The following is a 17,066-nucleotide window of genomic DNA, read 5'->3' as shown; positions in this document are numbered from 1 at the left end:
GGGGGCCCCCCCCCCCCCCCCGCCGGCGCGCCCCCCCCCCCCCCCCCCCTCGGCGCCCCCCCCCCCCCCCCCCCCCCCCCCCCCCCCCCCCCCCCCGGGCGGCGCCCCCCCCCCCCCCCCCCCCCCCCCCCCCCCCCCACCACAGGTGCCCGTAACAGGCGTGACGCCTGTTGATCTCCTACTGGTCGCGGTACATCTCGGCGACGAGGAAGGCCAGGTCAAGGGACTGGCTGCGGTTCAGACGGGGGTCGCAGGCCGTCTCGTAGCGCTGGTGCAGGTCGTCGACGAAGATCTCGTCGCCGCCGCCCACGCACTCGGTGACGTCGTCACCGGTGAGCTCGACATGGATGCCGCCCGGGTGGGTCCCGAGACCCTTGTGGACCTCGAAGAAGCCCTTGACCTCGTCGAGCACGTCGTCGAAGCGGCGGGTCTTGTGGCCCGAGGCGGCCTCGAAGGTGTTGCCGTGCATCGGGTCGGTCACCCAGGCCACGGTCGCACCGGAGGCGGTGACCTTCTCGACCAGCTCGGGCAGCTTGTCGCGGACCTTGTCCGCGCCCATCCGCACGATGAAGGTGAGACGGCCCGGCTCACGGTCCGGGTCGAGGCGCTCGATGTACTGGAGCGCCTCCTCGGCCGTCGTCGTCGGGCCCAGCTTGATCCCGATCGGGTTGCGGATCTTCGACGCGAACTCGATGTGCGCGCCGTCGAGCTGACGGGTGCGCTCGCCGATCCACACCATGTGGCCCGAGACGTCGTACAGGTGGCCCGTGCGCGAGTCGACGCGGGTCAGCGCCGACTCGTAGTCGAGGAGCAGCGCCTCGTGGGAGGCGTAGAACTCGACGGTCTTGAACTCCTCCGGGTCGGTGCCGCAGGCCCGCATGAAGTTCATCGCGTTGTCGATCTCACGCGCGAGCTGCTCGTAGCGCTGGCCGGACGGGGACGACTTCACGAAGTCCTGGTTCCAGGCGTGCACCTGGCGCAGGTCGGCGTAACCGCCGGTGGTGAAGGCGCGCACCAGGTTGAGCGTGGAGGCGGACGCGTTGTACATCCGCTTCAGGCGCTCGGGGTCCGGGATGCGGGCCTTCTCGTTGAAGTCGAAGCCGTTGACCGAGTCGCCCCGGTACGTCGGCAGGGTCACGCCGTCGCGGGTCTCGGTGCCCTTGGAGCGGGGCTTGGAGTACTGGCCGGCGATCCGGCCGACCTTCACCACCGGCACCGAGGCGGCGTACGTGAGGACGGCGCCCATCTGGAGCAGCGTCTTGAGCTTGTTCCGGATCTGGTCGGCCGACACGGCGTCGAAGGCCTCGGCGCAGTCGCCGCCCTGGAGAAGGAACGCCTCTCCCTTGGCGACGGACGCCATCCGGGCGCGCAGCTGGTCGCACTCGCCCGCGAAGACGAGCGGCGGATACGACGCGAGCTCCGCGATCACATCGCGCAGAGCCTCGGCATCGGGGTACTCGGGCTGCTGCGCCGCGGGCAGGTCTCGCCAGGTGTTGCCAGCGCTCGCGCTGGACTTAGCGTTCACGGTCACCCGGACAACATTACGGGGTCGTGTCGGGCGTCCCATCCACATGCCCATCAAGTGAGACGAACCGCGCTCGATCGGTGACTCCCCGGGCGGGGGGGGGGGGGGGGGGGGGGGGGGGGGGGCGGGGGGGCCGGCGGGGGGGGGGGGGGGGCGGGGGGGGGGCCCCCCCCCCCCCCCCCCCCCCCCCCCCCCCCCGGGGGACGGGACGGGGTCCTAGTCCACGTCGAGCCGGTCACGGTCGATGGAGATCCGTACACCGCCGTGGGTCTCGGTCGTGTCGCCCACGTACTGGTGGACGCGCTGGTGCTTGTTCCACAGCGTCGAGGGGATCGAGGAGTCCGACGTGCTCGACACGCGGTTCCAGCGGGCGAAGTGGATCACGTCGGGCAGGGTGACGCGGCTCTTGTTGGCGATCAGGTCGGACACCAGGGACGAGGTGTTGCCGTACGCGCCGGAGCGGTAGCCGAGCGCGTGCAGGCGCACGGTGTACGCCTGGAGGTAGGCGAGCACCGAGTCGGTGACCTTGCCTCCGGGCTCGTAGTGCTCCAGGTCGAGATAGAGCACCGTGCCCTTGCCGAAGCCCAGCGCGGCCGCCTGCTTGACGGCGTCGTCGGCGCCCGCGGTGCCTTGCGACACCGGGCTGGTGATGGCCGCGCAGCCGCCTCCGCAGCTGCCGCCGTCGGAGGAGGGCTGCCGGCCGACGTACAGCGGGAAGAACCGCCAGCCGCGCGTGTACTGCGTCCGCACCCAGTCGGCGGTCAGGTGCTGCTGGGCGCAGGCGCGGTTGATGCCGCCGATGTAGACACCGATGGCGCCGTACGGGGAGTCGTCGCGCCAGGCGTTCATCGCCGACTGGCTCGGGGCGGTGCAGGCGTCGAAGCCCTCGCCGCGGAAGGAGGTCGCGTCCTTCGGCAGCGGGGCCACCGCGCGCTGCCGCGCGGGTTCCTCGCGCCGGGCGGCGGCGACGGGCAGTCCGGCGCTGCTCAGGACGTCCTGGATGCGCGCGCGGTCGTATCCGTAGGCCGCGGTGACGGCGATGCGGTCGGCGGTGGCCCGGTAGGTGCGGGCCGTCGGGTTCTCGGTGACGGCCCTGGGGGCCACGGGGGCGGGCTGGACCAGCAGCGCCTCGGTACGGCCGCTGGCCCTGGCCGGGCAGTTCTGGTCGGTGCCGGGGGTGCCGAGGTAGACGGCGTGCCGGTCGAAGCGGACACAGGTGTCGGGATGTTTCTTCAGGTCCACGATCCGCCAGGAGTCGGGGACGGTGAAGATGTAGCCGCGGTAGGCGACCTGGGTGAGGTCCTCGGTGTCGCCCGTGCGCGGGGCGGAGCTCGCGGGGACGAGCGGCCCGGCGGCTAGGGCGGCCGCCGCGAGGAGCACGGTCAGGGCGCGGGCGCCCTTGCGGCGGGGCTGGGACGAACGGACTGCGTGCATGGTTCTCGTTTCTCGGTGCGTTCGGTCTGTCTGGCCATCCATGGCCGGTGACCGGACGGTCGGAACGCCCCGCGGGACCGTTTCACGCTGTTGCCCGCCCCTCACCGTCGGGTAAGGTGCGGCGCATGTTCGCGCATTCGAACCAGAACTGGTGGTGGACCGCTCATCCGGCGGCCCGCTGACTGCGCGTAGACACGACTTCGCGAAGGCCGCCCGAGGGGCGGCCTTCGGCGTTCGCGGACCCGGGCCGTTCCTCTCCGAGATGCACGATCCGAGAGAAGGACCGCACCGATGAACCTGCTCGACCTGCCGGCCGATCCCCGTCCCTTCGCCCTGCTGCGCCGCCGTACTCCCGGCCACGACCACGACGTGGTCGAACTGCTGCTGGGGCCGGTGCGCGAGGTGGAGCGCCTCGCCGACATCCCCGACGAGGGTCTCGCGCTGATCCCCTTCCGGCAGATCAGGGAGCGCGGCTTCGACGTCCGCGACGACGGCACCCCGCTCGCGGTGCTCGTCCCCGAGGAACGCCGTGAACTGCCCCTCGCCGAGGTGCTGGCCCAGCTCCCGGACCACGACGTACGGGTCGAGGGCGGCGGCTTCGACGTCGGCGACGAGGAGTACTCCGGGATCGTCGAGCGGGTGCTGCGCGAGGAGATCGGGCGCGGCGAGGGCGCCAACTTCGTGATCCGGCGGACGTACGAGGGCCGCATCCCGGGGTTCGGGCGGGCCGACGCCCTGGCGCTGTTCCGCCGGCTGCTGGTCGGGGAGCGGGGCGCGTACTGGACGTTCGTCGTGCACACCGGGGAGCGGACGCTGGTCGGTGCGAGCCCGGAGGTGCACGTGCGGATGTCCGCCGGGACGGTCGTGATGAACCCGATCAGCGGGACGTACCGCTACCCGGCCGGGGGCCCGACGCCCGAGGACCTGCTCGCGTTCCTCGCCGACGGCAAGGAGATCGAGGAGCTCTCGATGGTCGTCGACGAGGAGCTCAAGATGATGTGCACGGTCGGGGACATGGGCGGGGTGGTGATCGGGCCGCGGCTCAAGGAGATGGCCCATCTCGCGCACACCGAGTACGAGTTGCGGGGCCGCTCCTCGCTGGACGTGCGGGACGTGCTGCGGGAGACCATGTTCGCGGCGACCGTCACCGGCTCGCCCGTGCAGAACGCCTGCCGGGTCATCGAGCGTCACGAGGTCGGCGGGCGCGGCTACTACGCGGGGGCGCTGGCGCTGGTCGGGCGGCGGCGGGAGGACGGGCCGGACGACGGGCCCGGGGCGCAGACCCTCGACTCCCCGATCCTCATCCGCACGGCCGACATCGACGCGGACGGCCGGCTGCGGGTGCCGGTCGGCGCCACTCTCGTACGGGGGTCGGATCCGGCGGGCGAGGTCGCCGAGACACACGCCAAGGCGGCGGGGGTGCTGGCGGCGCTGGGGGTGCGGCCCGGCCGGCCGCGCCCGGACGGTGCCCGGCCGGGGCTGGGCGACGATCCGCGGGTGCGGGCGTCGCTGGACGGGCGGCGGGCCTCGCTGGCGCCGTTCTGGCTGCGGATGCAGGAGCGGTCCCGGGAGCTCGCCGGGCACGCGCTGGTCGTGGACGCCGAGGACACCTTCACCGCGATGCTCGCGCATGTCCTGCGCTCGTCCGGGCTCGATGTGACGGTACGCCGGTACGACGAACCGGGGCTGCGCGAGACCGTCCTCGCGCACGAGGGGCCTGTGGTCCTCGGCCCGGGTCCCGGCGATCCCTCCGACGCGGCGGACCCCAAGATGCGCTTCCTGCGCGGTCTGACCGCCGAGGTGCTGCGTGAGCACCGGCACGGCGTCCTCGGCGTCTGCCTCGGGCACGAGCTGATCGCGGCCGAGCTGGGGCTGGACATCGTCCGCAAGGACGTGCCGTACCAGGGCGCGCAGACCCGCATCGACCTCTTCGGGCGGCCCGAGACCGTCGGCTTCTACAACAGCTTCGTGGCCCGCTGCGACGACGAGGCGCTGGCGGAGCTGTCGGCGCACGGCGTCGAGGTCAGCCGGGCCGCGAACGGCGAGGTGCACGCGCTGCGCGGTCCCGGCTTCGCGGGCGTGCAGTTCCACCCGGAGTCGGTGCTGACGCTGAACGGCGCGGCCGTGGTGCGGGAGCTGACGGGTCAGCTGCGCGGCACGAGCACGTTCTCCGAGCGGCGGCCCTCGGTGTAGTCGAGGACGTTGGCGGCGGTGGCGTCGACGATCTGGCCGACCGCGTCACGGGTGTAGTAGGCCTGGTGCGAGGTGACCAGGACGTTCGGGAAGGTGACCAGGCGGGCCAGGGTGTCGTCCTCGACGGTCTCGAGGGACTTGTCGAGGAAGAACAGTCCGGCCTCCGCCTCGTACACGTCGAGGCCGACACCCGTGAAGCGGCCCTCGCGCAACTGGGCGACGAGGGCCTGGCTGTCGATGAGGCCGCCCCGGCTGGAGTTCACCAGGATCGCGTCGTCCTTCATCATGCGCAGGGCGTCGGCGTCGATGAGGTGCCGGGTCCCCGGCATCAGCGGGACGTGCAGGGAGACGAGGTCGGACTCGGCGAGAAGGCGCTCCTTGGAGACGTACGTCATGCCGAGCTCGACGCACGCCGGGTTCTCGGCGATGTCCCAGCCGAGGAGCTTCATGCCGAAACCGTGGGCGATCCGGGCGAAGGCCTCGCCGATCTTCCCGGTGCCGACGACTCCCGCGGTGCGGCCGTGCATGTCACGGCCCATCAGCCCTTCGAGACGGAAGTCGAAGTCGCGGGTGCGGTTGGACGCGCGCACGATACGGCGGTTGACGGCCAGGCCGAGGGTCCAGGCGAACTCGGCGACGGAGTAGGGCGAGTAGGAGGAGACCCGGGCGACCGTCATCCCGAGGCGCTCGGCGACGTCGAGGTCGATGTTGTTGAACCCGGTGGAGCGCTGGGCGACGAGCTGTGTGCCGCCGGCCGCCAGGGTCTGCAGGACACGGTGTCCCAGGGCGCAGTTGACGCTGGTGGACACGGCCTCGTAGCCGGTGGCGATGGGTGCGGTGTCCTCGCTGAGGAAGACGTCGAGGCAGCGGACCTCGTGGCGTCCCTCGAAGACCTTCTCGATCAGGGGCTTCTCGTCGGACTGGACGCCGAACGCCAGAATCTCCACCGGTCTCTCCCGTGCTGGGGTACGGGCCGAATATACGGCCCGTACCCCGGTGCCGCTCAGGCGCGGGCGGGGTGCCGCCTCAGCCGAAGAACACCCCGACCTCCGCGTACAGGGCGGGGTCGACCGTCTTCAGCCTGGCGGTGGCCTCCGCGATCGGGACACGGACGATGTCGGTGCCGCGCAGCGCCACCATCTTGCCGAAGTCGCCGTCGCGGACCGCCTCGATGGCGTGCAGCCCGAAGCGGGTGGCGAGCCAGCGGTCGAAGGCGCTGGGCGTCCCGCCGCGCTGGACGTGCCCGAGGACCGTGGTGCGGGCCTCCTTGCCGGTGCGCCGCTCGATCTCCTTGGCCAGCCACTCGCCGACACCGGAGAGCCGCACGTGCCCGAAGGAGTCCAGGCTGCCGTCCTTGAGGACCATGTCGCCGTCCTTGGGCATGGCGCCCTCGGCGACGACGACGATCGGCGCGTACGAGGCCTTGAAGCGCGAGGTCACCCAGGCGCAGACCTGGTCCACGTCGAAGCGCTGCTCGGGGATGAGGATGACGTTCGCGCCGCCGGCCAGACCCGAGTGGAGGGCGATCCAGCCCGCGTGGCGGCCCATCACCTCGCAGACGAGGACGCGCATGTGCGATTCGGCGGTGGTGTGCAGGCGGTCGATGGCCTCGGTCGCGATGTTGACCGCCGTGTCGAAGCCGAAGGTGTAGTCGGTGGCGGAGAGGTCGTTGTCGATGGTCTTCGGTACGCCGACGATGTTGATGCCGTACTCGTCGCCGAGCCGCGCGGCGACGCCCAGGGTGTCCTCGCCGCCGATCGCGATGAGCGCCTCGACCTCCTGCTTGACGAGGTTCTCCTTGATCCGGCGGATGCCGTTCTCCTGCTTGAGGGGGTTGGTGCGCGAGGATCCGAGGATGGTGCCGCCGCGCGGCAGGATCCCGCGCACGGCCGGGATGTCGAGCCGTACGGTGTCGCCTTCGAGCGGCCCCCGCCAGCCGTCCCGGTAGCCGACGAAGTCATAGCCGTACTCCTGCACGCCCTTGCGGACGACGCCCCGGATGACGGCGTTGAGCCCGGGGCAGTCGCCGCCTCCGGTCAGTACTCCGACCCGCATGGAAAGTCCCTTCGCCACGGTTGGCTGTCGGACTCACGCTAATAGTGATCCAGGTCACTTCGGCATGGTGCGGAAGGGCTGTTCCGGTGAATTGTCGGCCAGTTGATCAATAGATCACCCGAAAGACGGCATCTGTGGCGGTCAGGCCTCGTCCAGTCCGCGCTCTATGGCGTAGCGGACCAGCTCGACCCGGTTGTGCAGCTGGAGCTTGCCCAGGGTGTTCTGCACATGGTTCTGGACGGTGCGGTGGGAGATGACCAGGCGCTCGGCGATCTGCTTGTAGCTCAGGCCCTTGGCGACCAGGCGCAGCACCTCGGTCTCACGGTCGGTCAGCTGCGGGGCCCTCGGCTCGTCGGCGCCCGTGGCCGGGACGGGTTCCGAGGCCAGCCGGCGGTACTCGCCGAGGACCAGTCCCGCGAGGCCGGGTGTGAACACCGGGTCACCGGCGGCGGTCCGGCGCACCGCCTCGGTCAGCTCCTCCGCGGACGCCGACTTCAGGAGGTAGCCGGTCGCGCCGGACTTCACCGCCTCCAGCACGTCGGCGTGCTCTCCGCTGGCGGACAGGACCAGGACGCGCAGGGACTGATCGGCGCCGACCAGCTCCTTGCAGACCTGGACGCCGGGCTTGGCGGGCAGGTTCAGATCGAGGACGAGCACGTCGGGTGCCACCGCCAGCGCGCGGCGCACGGCCTGTTCGCCGTCGCCGGCGGTCGCGACCACGTCGAACCCGGCGGCCGCCAGGTCACGGGCCACGGCGTCACGCCACATGGGGTGGTCGTCCACCACCATGACCCTGATGCCGCTCTCCTCCGCCCGCGGCTGCGCCGCAGTCCCGCCCGTCATCGCCCTACCGTCGCCTTCGTCATCGTGTCCTCGCCTTCCCCCGCGCGTCCTTCGGTACCTTCAGCTCGACCTCGGTGCCCTGTCCCGGGACGGAGATCAGCTCCGCCGTCCCGCCCAGCTCGCGCAGCCTGCCGCGGATCGACAGCGCCACTCCGAGCCGCCCCTCGCCCTCGGCCTGGGCCAGGCGTCCCTCCGGGATACCGGGGCCGTCGTCGCGCACCGTCACGATCACGGCGTCCGGTTCGTCCTCGACCAGGATCCAGGCGCGGGCGTCCTCGCCCACGTGCTGACGGACATTGTCCAGGGCGGCGCCCACGGCCGCGGCCACCTCCCGCGCGGCGGGCGGGCCGAGCGGCACCGGCGCGCCGGGCTCGGAGAGGGTCACGCGCGCGGTGGCGTACGGGGCGAGCAGGGCGCGCAGGTCGAGCGGAGCCCCGGGGTCCGCGTCGTCGGGTTCGTCGACGGCGCGGACCACCGCGCCGAGCGCGGCGTCCTCCGACACCCGTGAGACGGGCACCATGCCGCCCGACACCAGCGTGCGCAGCGCGGCCTCCTGCTCGCCGGCCATCCGGCCGAGCTCCGCGGCCTCGCCGCCGAGCGCGCTGCCACGCCGCTGCACCATGGCGAGGACCTGGAGCACTCCGTCGTGGATGTCCCGGGCGAGGCGCTCGCGTTCGCGGGTGGCCGCCTCGATCTCCAGGGCGCGGGCGAGGGTGCGCTCGGAGGCGCGGGCCACCTCGACGACGTAACCGATGGCGATCGAGGCGACCCAGACGAGAATCACGTTGTGCACGGTGTCCCGGGCCGGGGCTCCGCGCTCGACGAGGTTGGCCGCGGCGACGAGTGTGGAGGCGAAGGCCGCCCACCGCCAGCCGCCCTTGATCGCGAAGGCCAGGACGGCACCCGCCGTCCATATCGACGGCAGCGTCGGGCCGCCCGCGTCGATGCGCTCGGCGGAGTCGGCGACACGGGTGAGCAGGATCCCGGCCAGTGCGACGGTGAGGTCGGCGACGAGGAACCGCTTGGTGCAGTTGGCCGCGCCGGCGACTCTCGGCAGCGTGGCCAGCGTCCAGACGAACAGGAAGGCGAAGAACGCGACGGCCACCCACGGGCGGGCGAACTTGTCGTACGTGGTGGCGAAGAGCCCGATCGCGTACAGCACGGTCAGCACCCGGTAGCCGCTCAGCGCACGCCACAGCGGCTGCTCGACCGACATCCTCATGACTCTCTCGCGCTTGGCCATGTCCCCCGCCCCCCGACTGCCGACGTCCCTACGGACGCTCCTGGGACCCGGACCGTTGCCTGTCGGCCGGCCCGGCTTCCCCCACGCCCCCCTGACCGGCCGGAGGACCGGCCTGATCCCCGTTTCGTTCCCCGGCCGGGTCCTCGGCCTGCTCCCCGGTCGGGTCCTCGGCCTGCTCCTCGGCCCGGTCCTCGGCCCGCCGGTCCTCGGCCTGGTCCTCGGCCCGGTCCTCGGCCTGGTCCTCGGGCGGTGCTTCAGCCTGTGCTTCGCCCAGCGCTTCGGTCCGCTTCCCGCCCAGCGCTTCGGCCTGCTTCTCGGCCTGTTCCCTGGCCGCCTGCTTCTCGGCCTGGGCGAGTGCCGCCCTGGCCGCCTTCTCGGCGTCCTTCTCGGCCTTCGCCGCCTCCGCGATCTGCCGCTTGGCGGCCGTCGCGTACATGTCGACGTACTCCTGGCCGGACAGCTTCATGATTTCGTACATGACCTCGTCGGTCACCGCGCGGAGCACGAACCGGTCGTGCTCCATGCCGCTGTAGCGGCTGAAGTCCAGCGGCTTGCCGATGCGGATGCCCGGACGCATCAGCTTGGGCATCAGCTTGCCCGGAGGCTGGATCTTCTCGGTGTCGATCATCGCCACCGGGATGACGGGCGCGCCGGTGGCGAGGGCCACGCGCGCGAGACCGCCGGGCTTGCCGCGGTAGAGGCGCCCGTCGGGCGAGCGCGTGCCCTCCGGGTAGATGCCGAACAGCTCACCGCGCTCGATCACCTCTATGCCGCTCTTGATGGCCGCCTCGCCCGCGCCGCGCGCGCCGGACCGGTCCACCGGGAGCTGGCCGACGCCCTTGAAGAAGGCGGCCGTCATCCGGCCCTTGATGCCCGGGGTCGTGAAGTACTCGGCCTTCGCGATGAAGGTCACCTTGCGTTCGAGGACCGCCGGCAGGAAGAACGAGTCCGAGAACGACAGATGATTGCTCGCCAGAATGGCCGGGCCCTCGGCGGGGATGTTCTCGAGGCCTTCCACCCAGGGTCTGAAGGCGAGCTTCAGCGGCCCTCCGATGGAAAACTTCATTGCGCCGTAGATCACCCGAGTGCCTCCTGTGTCGTGGATCAGACCTTAACCCGGAGCACCGTCAAAGGACCCGACGACCCTGGTCGGTGTCAGTACGGTCGCGTACGGTGAAGCACGACCCGGAGTCGTTTTCCGCCCCAACTCATGAACAGGAGACCGAGGTGCCGGTCCTTCCTGGAGCCGAGCCGTTCCGCCACGAAGGCGGAGAGGTCGGCGTCCTTCTCTGCCACGGTTTCACCGGCTCCCCGCAGTCGTTGCGCCCCTGGGCGGAGTACCTCGCCGAGCGCGGTCTGACCGTCGCGCTGCCCCTGCTCCCGGGGCACGGCACGCGCTGGGAGGACATGCAGGTCACCGGCTGGCAGGACTGGTACGCGGAGGTCGACCGCGAGCTGCGCGCGCTGCGCGAGAGGTGCTCGCGGGTCTTCGTCTTCGGGCTGTCGATGGGCGGCGCGCTGGCCCTGCGGCTCGCGGCCAGGCACGGCGACGACATCGACGGCATCGTGCTCGTCAACCCGCTGAACAAGGTGCACGGTCCCGCCGCCCGTCTCCTGCCGGTCCTGCGGCACCTGGTCCCCTCGACGAAGGGCATCGCGAGCGACATCGCGAAGGAGGGCTCCGAGGAGATCGGCTACGGCCGGGTGCCGCTGCACGCCGCTCATTCGATGCGCCTGCTGTGCGGGATCGTGGACGCGGAACTGCCGCAGGTCACCCAGCCGCTCCTGCTGCTGCACAGCCTCCAGGACCATGTGGTCTCCCCCGCCGACTCGGCGCGCATCCTCGGCCGGGTGTCCTCCATGGACGTGACGGAGATCGTGCTGGAACAGAGCTACCACGTCGCGACGTTGGACCTGGACGCGGACCGGATCTTCGAGGAGAGCCACTCCTTCGTCACCCGGCTCGCGCCCGGTGCCGGCAAGGAGGCCGACGCCGCTCGGACGGGCCCACAGGAAGGGACGGCAGCCGGTGGCTGAGCACGACGCGGACCGCGGCGATCCGGAGGAGAAGGGCGTACCCGTCGGCGAGCCGCTCGACGGGGCTCGCGGCGAGGGCCTCGGCGACGCGCTCACCGAGTCCGCCGGGGAGCGGCTCGAGGAGTCGCCCGGTGACGCCCGCGGGGAGTCCTCCGGCGACGAACAGAGCGTGCCGTTCGACGAGGAAGCCGCCTGGAAGTCGATCGTCGAGGGATACGGCGAGGAGCCGCCGGACCCGCCCGGCTCGCGGCCGTTCCGGTCGGTCGAGGATCTGGCACTTCCCGAGCCCGGGCCGGACACCGACTCCGGGAGCACCGGGGACGGCGAGGGCGACGACGCCCCGGATCCGGGAGCCGGGTCCGAGCCGGATGCCTCCACGGGCGACCTGCCCTCCCCCGGTGACCTGCCCTCCGTCGTCAAGCCGCTCGGCAGCTCGGTCGCCTTCGCCCCCGGTGTCGGCGGCCCGCGGGACTACCGCGCGCCCGAGCCGTCCGAGGGCGACTTCGACGAGGACGACGAGGGCCACTTCGTTCCGCCCGAGCCGCCTCCGCTGCCCGCCGCGGACACGACCGCCAAGTTCGCCTGGCTCGGCGTACTCGGCGGCCCCGCGCTGCTTCTGCTGGCCGTCCTGTTCGGCTGGGACATGACCTGGTGGCTCACCACCCTCGGCATCGGCGGTTTCCTCGGCGGCTTCGCCACCCTGGTGACGCGCATGAAGGACGACGACGAGGACCACGAGGACCCGGGACGCGGCGCGGTCGTCTGACCACGACCCCGCCCCGGCCCCGGGTGCGGGTACGGGTACGGGTACGGCGGGAGGTTCCGGCCCGTCCCGGGGACGGGGTGATCACGCGGGCACTCTGAGGGCGGCCAGTACGGGCAGATGGTCCGTGGCCGCCCTCAGGTCGTCCTCGCTCACGCCGGGCAGGCCGAGCGGCACTCCGCAGCCGAGGACCTCGATGCCGGGCGTGGCGAAGACGGCGTCGATGCGCCGGTCGGGGCCCGCGAACGTCCAGGTGTGCTCCCCGCCCCAGGGACGGGTCGCCCAGCCGTCCTGGAGCGCGCCCGCCAGACGGCGGAACGTCGGTCCTGTCGGGCGTTCGTTGAGGTCGCCGCCCACGACGGCGTGCGGGGTGCCGAGACCGGCGAGACGGTCGAGGAGCAGGCCGCCCTGCTCGTAGCGCTCGTCCTTCTGGAGCGACAGATGGCAGCTCAGCACGCCGAGCCGGGCTCCGCCGAACCGCACGGCCGCCGTGGCGAAGCCCCGCCGGTGCAGCCCCGGGGTGAGCGGGAGCAGGACGTCCTCGGTGCGCTCCACGGTGGCCCGCAGGGTGCACAGCAGCGCGGGCCCGGAGGCGGTGGCGCCTCCGGACAGGATGACGAGGCCGGAGGCGGCGGCGAGACGCGCGAGCTTCTTGCGCCAGCGGAAGAAGCGCGGCGCCTCCTGGACCAGGACGAGGTCCGGTGCGCAGGCGCTGATCACCCGGGCGAGCGCGGCGGTGTCGTCGCGCATCGAGCGGATGTTGTAACTGAGCACGCGGATGACGGCCGAACCGTCGGATTCGGTGCGGGACGCGGGCAGCGGACTGGCGGAGGAGCTGGTCGGCATGGCGATCAAGATACGCGCCGGGAGCCCGCCGGAAGGCCCGAAGAACCACATGGCTCGCCCGCACGGGGCGCCGGGCTGGTGGAGCGGTGTTCCTGACACGCCGAGGGACCCCTCGATCGGGTGAGGCGGACGCCTGGGCGGGGGATACGGCGGACACGGGGGGCGCCCGCCGTATCCCGTGGAGTCGGGCGGGCGCGGCGGTCCGGCGCCTCCCGGGGGATACGGCAGGCGCGGGGCGACGCCTCCCGGGGACGGGCCGGACACGGCGGCGCCCGCCGTCCTGTGAGGGTGCGGCGGGCGCTGCCGTGCGAGAGGTGCGGGACCTACATGATCGGGTCGGGCTCCCGGGCCAGGTCCGCCGCTCCGACGAGACCCGCCTTGTTGCCCAGCTGGGCGGCGATCACATCGGCGACCGGGCGCCAGTTGCCGCCGACCAGCCAGCGCTTGTACGACTTACGGATCGGGTCGAGGACCAGCTCGCCCTCGTCCGAGAGGCCGCCGCCGACGATGAAGGCGGACGGGTCGAAGAGCGAGGCGAGGTCGGCCAGACCCGCGCCGGCCCAGCGGGCCAGCTCGCGGTAGGAGTCCACCGCAACGTGGTCGCCCTGCCGGGCGGCCATGGAGATGTGCTTGCCCTCGATGCCGTCGGGGGTGCCGTCGCCGAGACCCAGGAGGACCTCCGCCGCCTCCGGGGTCGCGTTGGCCCGCTGCTTGGCGTAACGGACGAGGGCGCGCCCGGAGGCGTACTGCTCCCAGCAGCCCTGCGAGCCGCAGCCGCACAGCAGTCCGTCCGGCACCATCCGGATGTGGCCGAACTCCGCGGCCACGCCGAAGTGGCCGCGGCGCAGCTTGTTGCCGATGATGATGCCGCCGCCGAGGCCGGTGCCCAGGGTGATGCAGATGACGTTGCGGTGGCCCTTGCCCGCCCCGAACTTGTATTCGCCCCAGGCGGCCGCGTTCGCGTCGTTCTCCACGACGACCGGGAGGCCCACACGCCGCTCGACCTCGGCCTTGAGCGGTTCGTTGCGCCAGTCGATGTTCGGCGCGAAGTAGACCGTCGAGCGCTGGCGGTTCACGTATCCGGCGGCACCGATGCCGACACCGACGATGTCGTGACCGGCGCGCGCGCCCTCCACGGCCGAGGCGATGGCGTCCACGATGGCCTGCGGCGTGGTGGGGGTCGGCACCTTGTGCGTCGAGAGGATATTGCCTTCCTCGTCGACCACACCGGCCGCGATCTTCGTGCCGCCGATATCGACGCCGATGGTGAGTCCCATGAATCCCTCAGTTTCGGTCGAGCCCCGCTACGGCCAACCGTACCCGAGGGGCGATTAGTCCAGGTCGATGTGTTCGCCCGGACCGGACTCCTCGTCGCGGGAACCTGTGCCCCGAGTGGTCCAGCGGCGCTCCTGGTTCTCGACGGCCGAGCGGTAGGCGGCGAGCAGTTCCGAGCCCGCGGCCGCCAGGTGGTCGAAGACCTCGGGGTTGCGCTCCAGCACCGGTTCCACGGCGGCCTTGGCCTGCTGCACGACCTGGCTGACCATCTGCTGGGCGGTGCCGGAGGCGACCGCTCCGAACAGCGGCGACTGGAGCCCGGAGAGCTTGTCGGCGACGGCGTCGACGAGTTTGCGCAGTTCCTCGGCGGCCGAGCCGGGCGGCGGGCCGTGCTGGGCGCGGCGACGGGCCTGCTCCGCGGCGAGGTCCTCCGCGCAGGCCGTCGACCAGGCGTCGGCGTCCGCGGCGTGCGCTTCCTCGACGCGCACCTCGTCGGCCGTCTCCTCCTGAGCGGCGTCGGACGGTGGGCGCTCTTCGCTCATGGCGGGACTCCTGCCTACGTTTTCCTTGCTCTCGACGTTACCCGAACGGGGGTACCTCGTTCACCGTGCCCGGCTCCCCGGATCGGGTACGGCCGGTTCTCGGCGGCGCTTCACTTCTCGCGCGGCCACAGTCCGGGATCCGGCGTGAAACGGATGCGCAGCTCGCCCTCGCGCAGCGCGGCTCCGGCCACCGTGCAGCGGCGCAGCGCGGACGGGAGCGGGACGATCCTGCGGAACTGGCCGACGGTGACGACGAGTTCGTCGCCGCGCCGGATGAGGTCGAGTTCGTCGCGTATCGCGCCGGGCAGCGGAATGTGCCACACGAGCACGCCGTCGTCGGCGAGCCGGTCGGCGACGGGCCACTCGACGGGGGTGGGCGCGGTGTTGACGCCGGGCACGGCGAGCGCGGCGAGGTCGTCGGTGCCGCGCGGGTCGTGGCCGCGGTGCGGGACCTCGTGGACCGTGTGCGTCTCCCGCCACTCGTCCAGGGCCTTGCGCTGCTGGGCCGCGAGGGCTCCCAGCCAGGCGTCGTTGGTGGCGCCGGGCAGCACCCGGTTCGCGACGAGTCCGTCGACGGGCAGTCCGCGCAGGGCGAGGGCGGTGGCGGCGGTACGGACGGCGTCGGTGCCGGCGGGTCCGGGCTCGGCGACCAGTCGTACGGTCGTGGCGCGGTCCTCGACCACGCCCTGCACGGCGGCCAGCTCGATGTCCCAGCGTCCCGCGGTCTCGTACAGCCACTCGGAGGGCATGGGCACGCCCGCGAGCCGCCCGAGGACCGGGCGCAGGGCTCGGGCCGCCTGGCGCTCCGGCGGGAGCAGGCGGCGCAGATAGCGGCGGAGTTCCTCGGGCAGCGCCAGGAGGGCGAGGGCCTGCGGGGTCGGGGGCAGGTCCACGACGAGCAGGCCGTACGCCTCCGACAGCGCGGCGTCGCGCAGGGCGCGCAGCAGGGCGAGTTCCTCGGCGCCGGGGAGCGGGGTGACTTCCTCGGCGTCCAGGCGGGAGGCGCCGAGGAGGTCGAGGGCGGTGGTGGCGCGCCGCTGGAAGGCGGTGAGGTCGTCGCGGAAGCGGGCGGCTGCGTCGGGGCGCCAGGCCGTGAGACCGGGGGCGGCTTCCACGGGGTCGGGGCCGGTGGGGACGCCGAGGACGGCGCCGAGGGTGTCGGTGCGGTCGGCGGTGAGCACCAGGGTGCGGGTGCCTTGCCTCGCCGCCTTCAGCGCGGTGGCCGCGGCGACGGTGGTACGGCCTGTGCCGCCTTGGCCGGTGATCAGGATGGTGCGCATGGGGGTGAACGCTACCGGTGCGGTGGCCTCGGCGGTTTTCGGGTTCCGGTCCGGTGGGTGGGTCGGCTTCGGTCCGGTGGGTGGGTCGGGGCCGTGCCGGTGCATCAGCCCGTCGCCGTTGGGTGAGGCGTGGCCGTCGGTGGCGACGGGCATCGATGTACCGGCACGTCCCCTCACGCCGGATCCCGGCTGCGGGTACGCGCCCGCTTGGGTGCGGGTGCGGTATTCAGCCCCGGCCGGGAAGATCCAGCCCCTCCGGCGTTTGAGGAGCGGGGTCCGGGGCGGAGCCCCAGGGGGCCGCCTCCCTCCGGGCCGCCTTTCGGGTGCAGGGGCAATATTCAGCCCCTCCGGCGCTTGAGGAGCGGGGTCCGGGGCGGAGCCCCAGGGGTGGGACGGGTAGGGGCGGAGGGGGCGAAGACGTGCTTGTGGGGGCCGCTGGACCTGGGGCGGGATGAGACGCCGGGCAGACCGGGCCGGGGTGTGAGGGTGGGCCCCCTCGGGGGACTAGGCCGTTTCCTCTACGCGCTTCTTCAGGCCGGCCAGGGCGCGGTCGATGATGACCTTCTCGGCCTTGCGCTTGATCATGCCGAGCATCGGGATCTTGACGTCGACGGTCAGCCGGTAGGTGACCTCGGTGGCCCCCTCGCCCGCGGGCTTGAGGAGGTAGGAGCCGTCCAGCGAGCGGAGCATCTGGGACTTCACCAGGGTCCAGGAGACCTCGTGGTCGCCGGTCCAGGTGTAACCGAGAGTCTGGTCGTCCTTGATGGCGCCGGCGTCCATGACGAGCCGGACCTGTTCGGCGCGGCCGAGCTCGTCCGACTTGAGGACCTCGGCCTCCTTCACCTCACCCGTCCAGTCCGGGTACCGGGCGAAGTCGGCGATCACCGCCATGACGTCAGCCGGTACCGCCTCGATCGTGATGCTCGAACTGGTGTGTTCCGCCATCGCGGTGGCTCCTCCAGATGCGGTCCGGTGAGGGAGGTCGGTGCGCACGTGTGTGCAGCGTGAAGGCTACCGCGCACGACCACGG

General features: G+C 72.5%; 15 protein-coding genes and 1 pseudogene. 4 read left to right on the top strand and 12 right to left on the bottom strand.

The genetic code is table 11. The features are described from left to right. Positions 1–178 precede the first annotated feature (178 nt). A complete protein-coding gene (locus ACFYW9_RS17505) occupies positions 179–1,531 on the bottom strand; it encodes a class II 3-deoxy-7-phosphoheptulonate synthase (protein ID WP_351867540.1) in 1,353 nt (450 codons plus the stop codon). A 210-nt stretch (positions 1,532–1,741) separates the two neighbouring features. Then, positions 1,742–2,959 (bottom strand): glycoside hydrolase domain-containing protein, encoded by a 1,218-nt coding sequence (locus tag ACFYW9_RS17500; RefSeq protein WP_351867543.1) that lies wholly within the window; start codon positions 2,957–2,959, stop codon positions 1,742–1,744. Between the two features lie 125 nt (positions 2,960–3,084). Here ACFYW9_RS17500 and ACFYW9_RS17495 point away from each other — a divergent pair, with 125 nt between their 5' ends. Both ACFYW9_RS17495 and ACFYW9_RS17490 read left to right on the top strand, forming a co-directional pair. After that, positions 3,085–3,141, top strand: coding sequence for a trp operon leader peptide (locus ACFYW9_RS17495; protein WP_351867684.1), 57 nt, complete (start codon positions 3,085–3,087; stop codon positions 3,139–3,141). Positions 3,142–3,250: 109 nt separating this feature from the next. Further along, positions 3,251–5,152: an anthranilate synthase family protein gene (locus ACFYW9_RS17490; protein WP_389150613.1), complete on the top strand. Its 1,902-nt coding sequence runs from the start codon at positions 3,251–3,253 to the stop codon at positions 5,150–5,152. On the opposite strand, the gene ACFYW9_RS17485 is transcribed toward ACFYW9_RS17490, so the two are convergent. From ACFYW9_RS17485 to ACFYW9_RS17465, 5 genes and pseudogenes are all read right to left on the bottom strand, one after another. Continuing rightward, on the bottom strand, positions 5,104–6,099 hold the full coding sequence (locus tag ACFYW9_RS17485; protein WP_389150610.1) for a 2-hydroxyacid dehydrogenase: 996 nt from the start codon (positions 6,097–6,099) through the stop codon (positions 5,104–5,106). The two genes, ACFYW9_RS17490 and ACFYW9_RS17485, sit on opposite strands and share 49 nt — an antisense overlap. A 79-nt stretch (positions 6,100–6,178) precedes the next feature. Then, on the bottom strand, positions 6,179–7,207 hold the full coding sequence (locus tag ACFYW9_RS17480; protein ID WP_351867551.1) for a 6-phosphofructokinase: 1,029 nt from the start codon (positions 7,205–7,207) through the stop codon (positions 6,179–6,181). Positions 7,208–7,348: 141 nt separating this feature from the next. Next, positions 7,349–7,996, bottom strand: a complete 648-nt coding sequence (locus tag ACFYW9_RS17475; protein ID WP_328458478.1) for a response regulator transcription factor — start codon at positions 7,994–7,996, stop codon at positions 7,349–7,351. A 73-nt stretch (positions 7,997–8,069) separates the two neighbouring features. Then, positions 8,070–9,293 carry a MacS family sensor histidine kinase gene (gene macS / locus ACFYW9_RS17470; RefSeq protein ID WP_389150605.1) on the bottom strand — a complete coding sequence of 408 codons (1,224 nt, stop codon included), beginning with the start codon at positions 9,291–9,293 and terminating at the stop codon, positions 8,070–8,072. A 277-nt stretch (positions 9,294–9,570) separates the two neighbouring features. Next, a pseudogene (locus ACFYW9_RS17465) lies at positions 9,571–10,359 on the bottom strand (lysophospholipid acyltransferase family protein); the annotation flags it as partial. 161 nt (positions 10,360–10,520) lie between these two features. Between ACFYW9_RS17465 and ACFYW9_RS17460 the strand changes: the two are divergent. Together ACFYW9_RS17460 and ACFYW9_RS17455 are read left to right on the top strand one after the other, a co-directional pair. Further along, on the top strand, positions 10,521–11,330 hold the full coding sequence (locus tag ACFYW9_RS17460; RefSeq protein WP_351867560.1) for an alpha/beta fold hydrolase: 810 nt from the start codon (positions 10,521–10,523) through the stop codon (positions 11,328–11,330). Beyond that, positions 11,323–12,096, top strand: coding sequence for a hypothetical protein (locus tag ACFYW9_RS17455; RefSeq protein WP_389150601.1), 774 nt, complete (start codon positions 11,323–11,325; stop codon positions 12,094–12,096). Before ACFYW9_RS17460 ends, ACFYW9_RS17455 begins: the two co-directional genes overlap by 8 nt. Positions 12,097–12,177: 81 nt before the next feature. Here the strand turns inward: ACFYW9_RS17455 and ACFYW9_RS17450 are convergent, their stop codons facing one another. The 5 genes from ACFYW9_RS17450 to ACFYW9_RS17430 all read right to left on the bottom strand — a co-directional run bounded on the left by ACFYW9_RS17450 (position 12,178) and on the right by ACFYW9_RS17430 (position 16,981). Next, positions 12,178–12,939, bottom strand: coding sequence for an endonuclease/exonuclease/phosphatase family protein (locus tag ACFYW9_RS17450; RefSeq protein ID WP_389150598.1), 762 nt, complete (start codon positions 12,937–12,939; stop codon positions 12,178–12,180). A gap of 323 nt (positions 12,940–13,262) precedes the next feature. Then, positions 13,263–14,216 carry an ROK family glucokinase gene (locus ACFYW9_RS17445; RefSeq protein ID WP_037623263.1) on the bottom strand — a complete coding sequence of 318 codons (954 nt, stop codon included), beginning with the start codon at positions 14,214–14,216 and terminating at the stop codon, positions 13,263–13,265. A 54-nt stretch (positions 14,217–14,270) separates the two neighbouring features. Next, positions 14,271–14,756, bottom strand: a complete 486-nt coding sequence (locus tag ACFYW9_RS17440) for a DUF5304 domain-containing protein (RefSeq protein WP_389150594.1) — start codon at positions 14,754–14,756, stop codon at positions 14,271–14,273. A gap of 110 nt (positions 14,757–14,866) precedes the next feature. Next, the gene (locus ACFYW9_RS17435; RefSeq protein ID WP_351867574.1) at positions 14,867–16,036 is read right to left on the bottom strand and encodes an ArsA-related P-loop ATPase; all 1,170 of its coding nucleotides are present in this window, start codon (positions 16,034–16,036) and stop codon (positions 14,867–14,869) included. 504 nt (positions 16,037–16,540) lie between these two features. Continuing rightward, the gene (locus ACFYW9_RS17430; protein WP_351867575.1) at positions 16,541–16,981 is read right to left on the bottom strand and encodes an SRPBCC family protein; all 441 of its coding nucleotides are present in this window, start codon (positions 16,979–16,981) and stop codon (positions 16,541–16,543) included. Positions 16,982–17,066 lie beyond the last annotated feature (85 nt).

Source organism: Streptomyces sp. NPDC002698, assembly GCF_042888945.1.
Lineage (GTDB): Bacteria > Actinomycetota > Actinomycetes > Streptomycetales > Streptomycetaceae > Streptomyces.
Note: the sequence above shows the minus strand (reverse complement) of the source record. Positions and strands in the feature narration are given on the sequence as shown.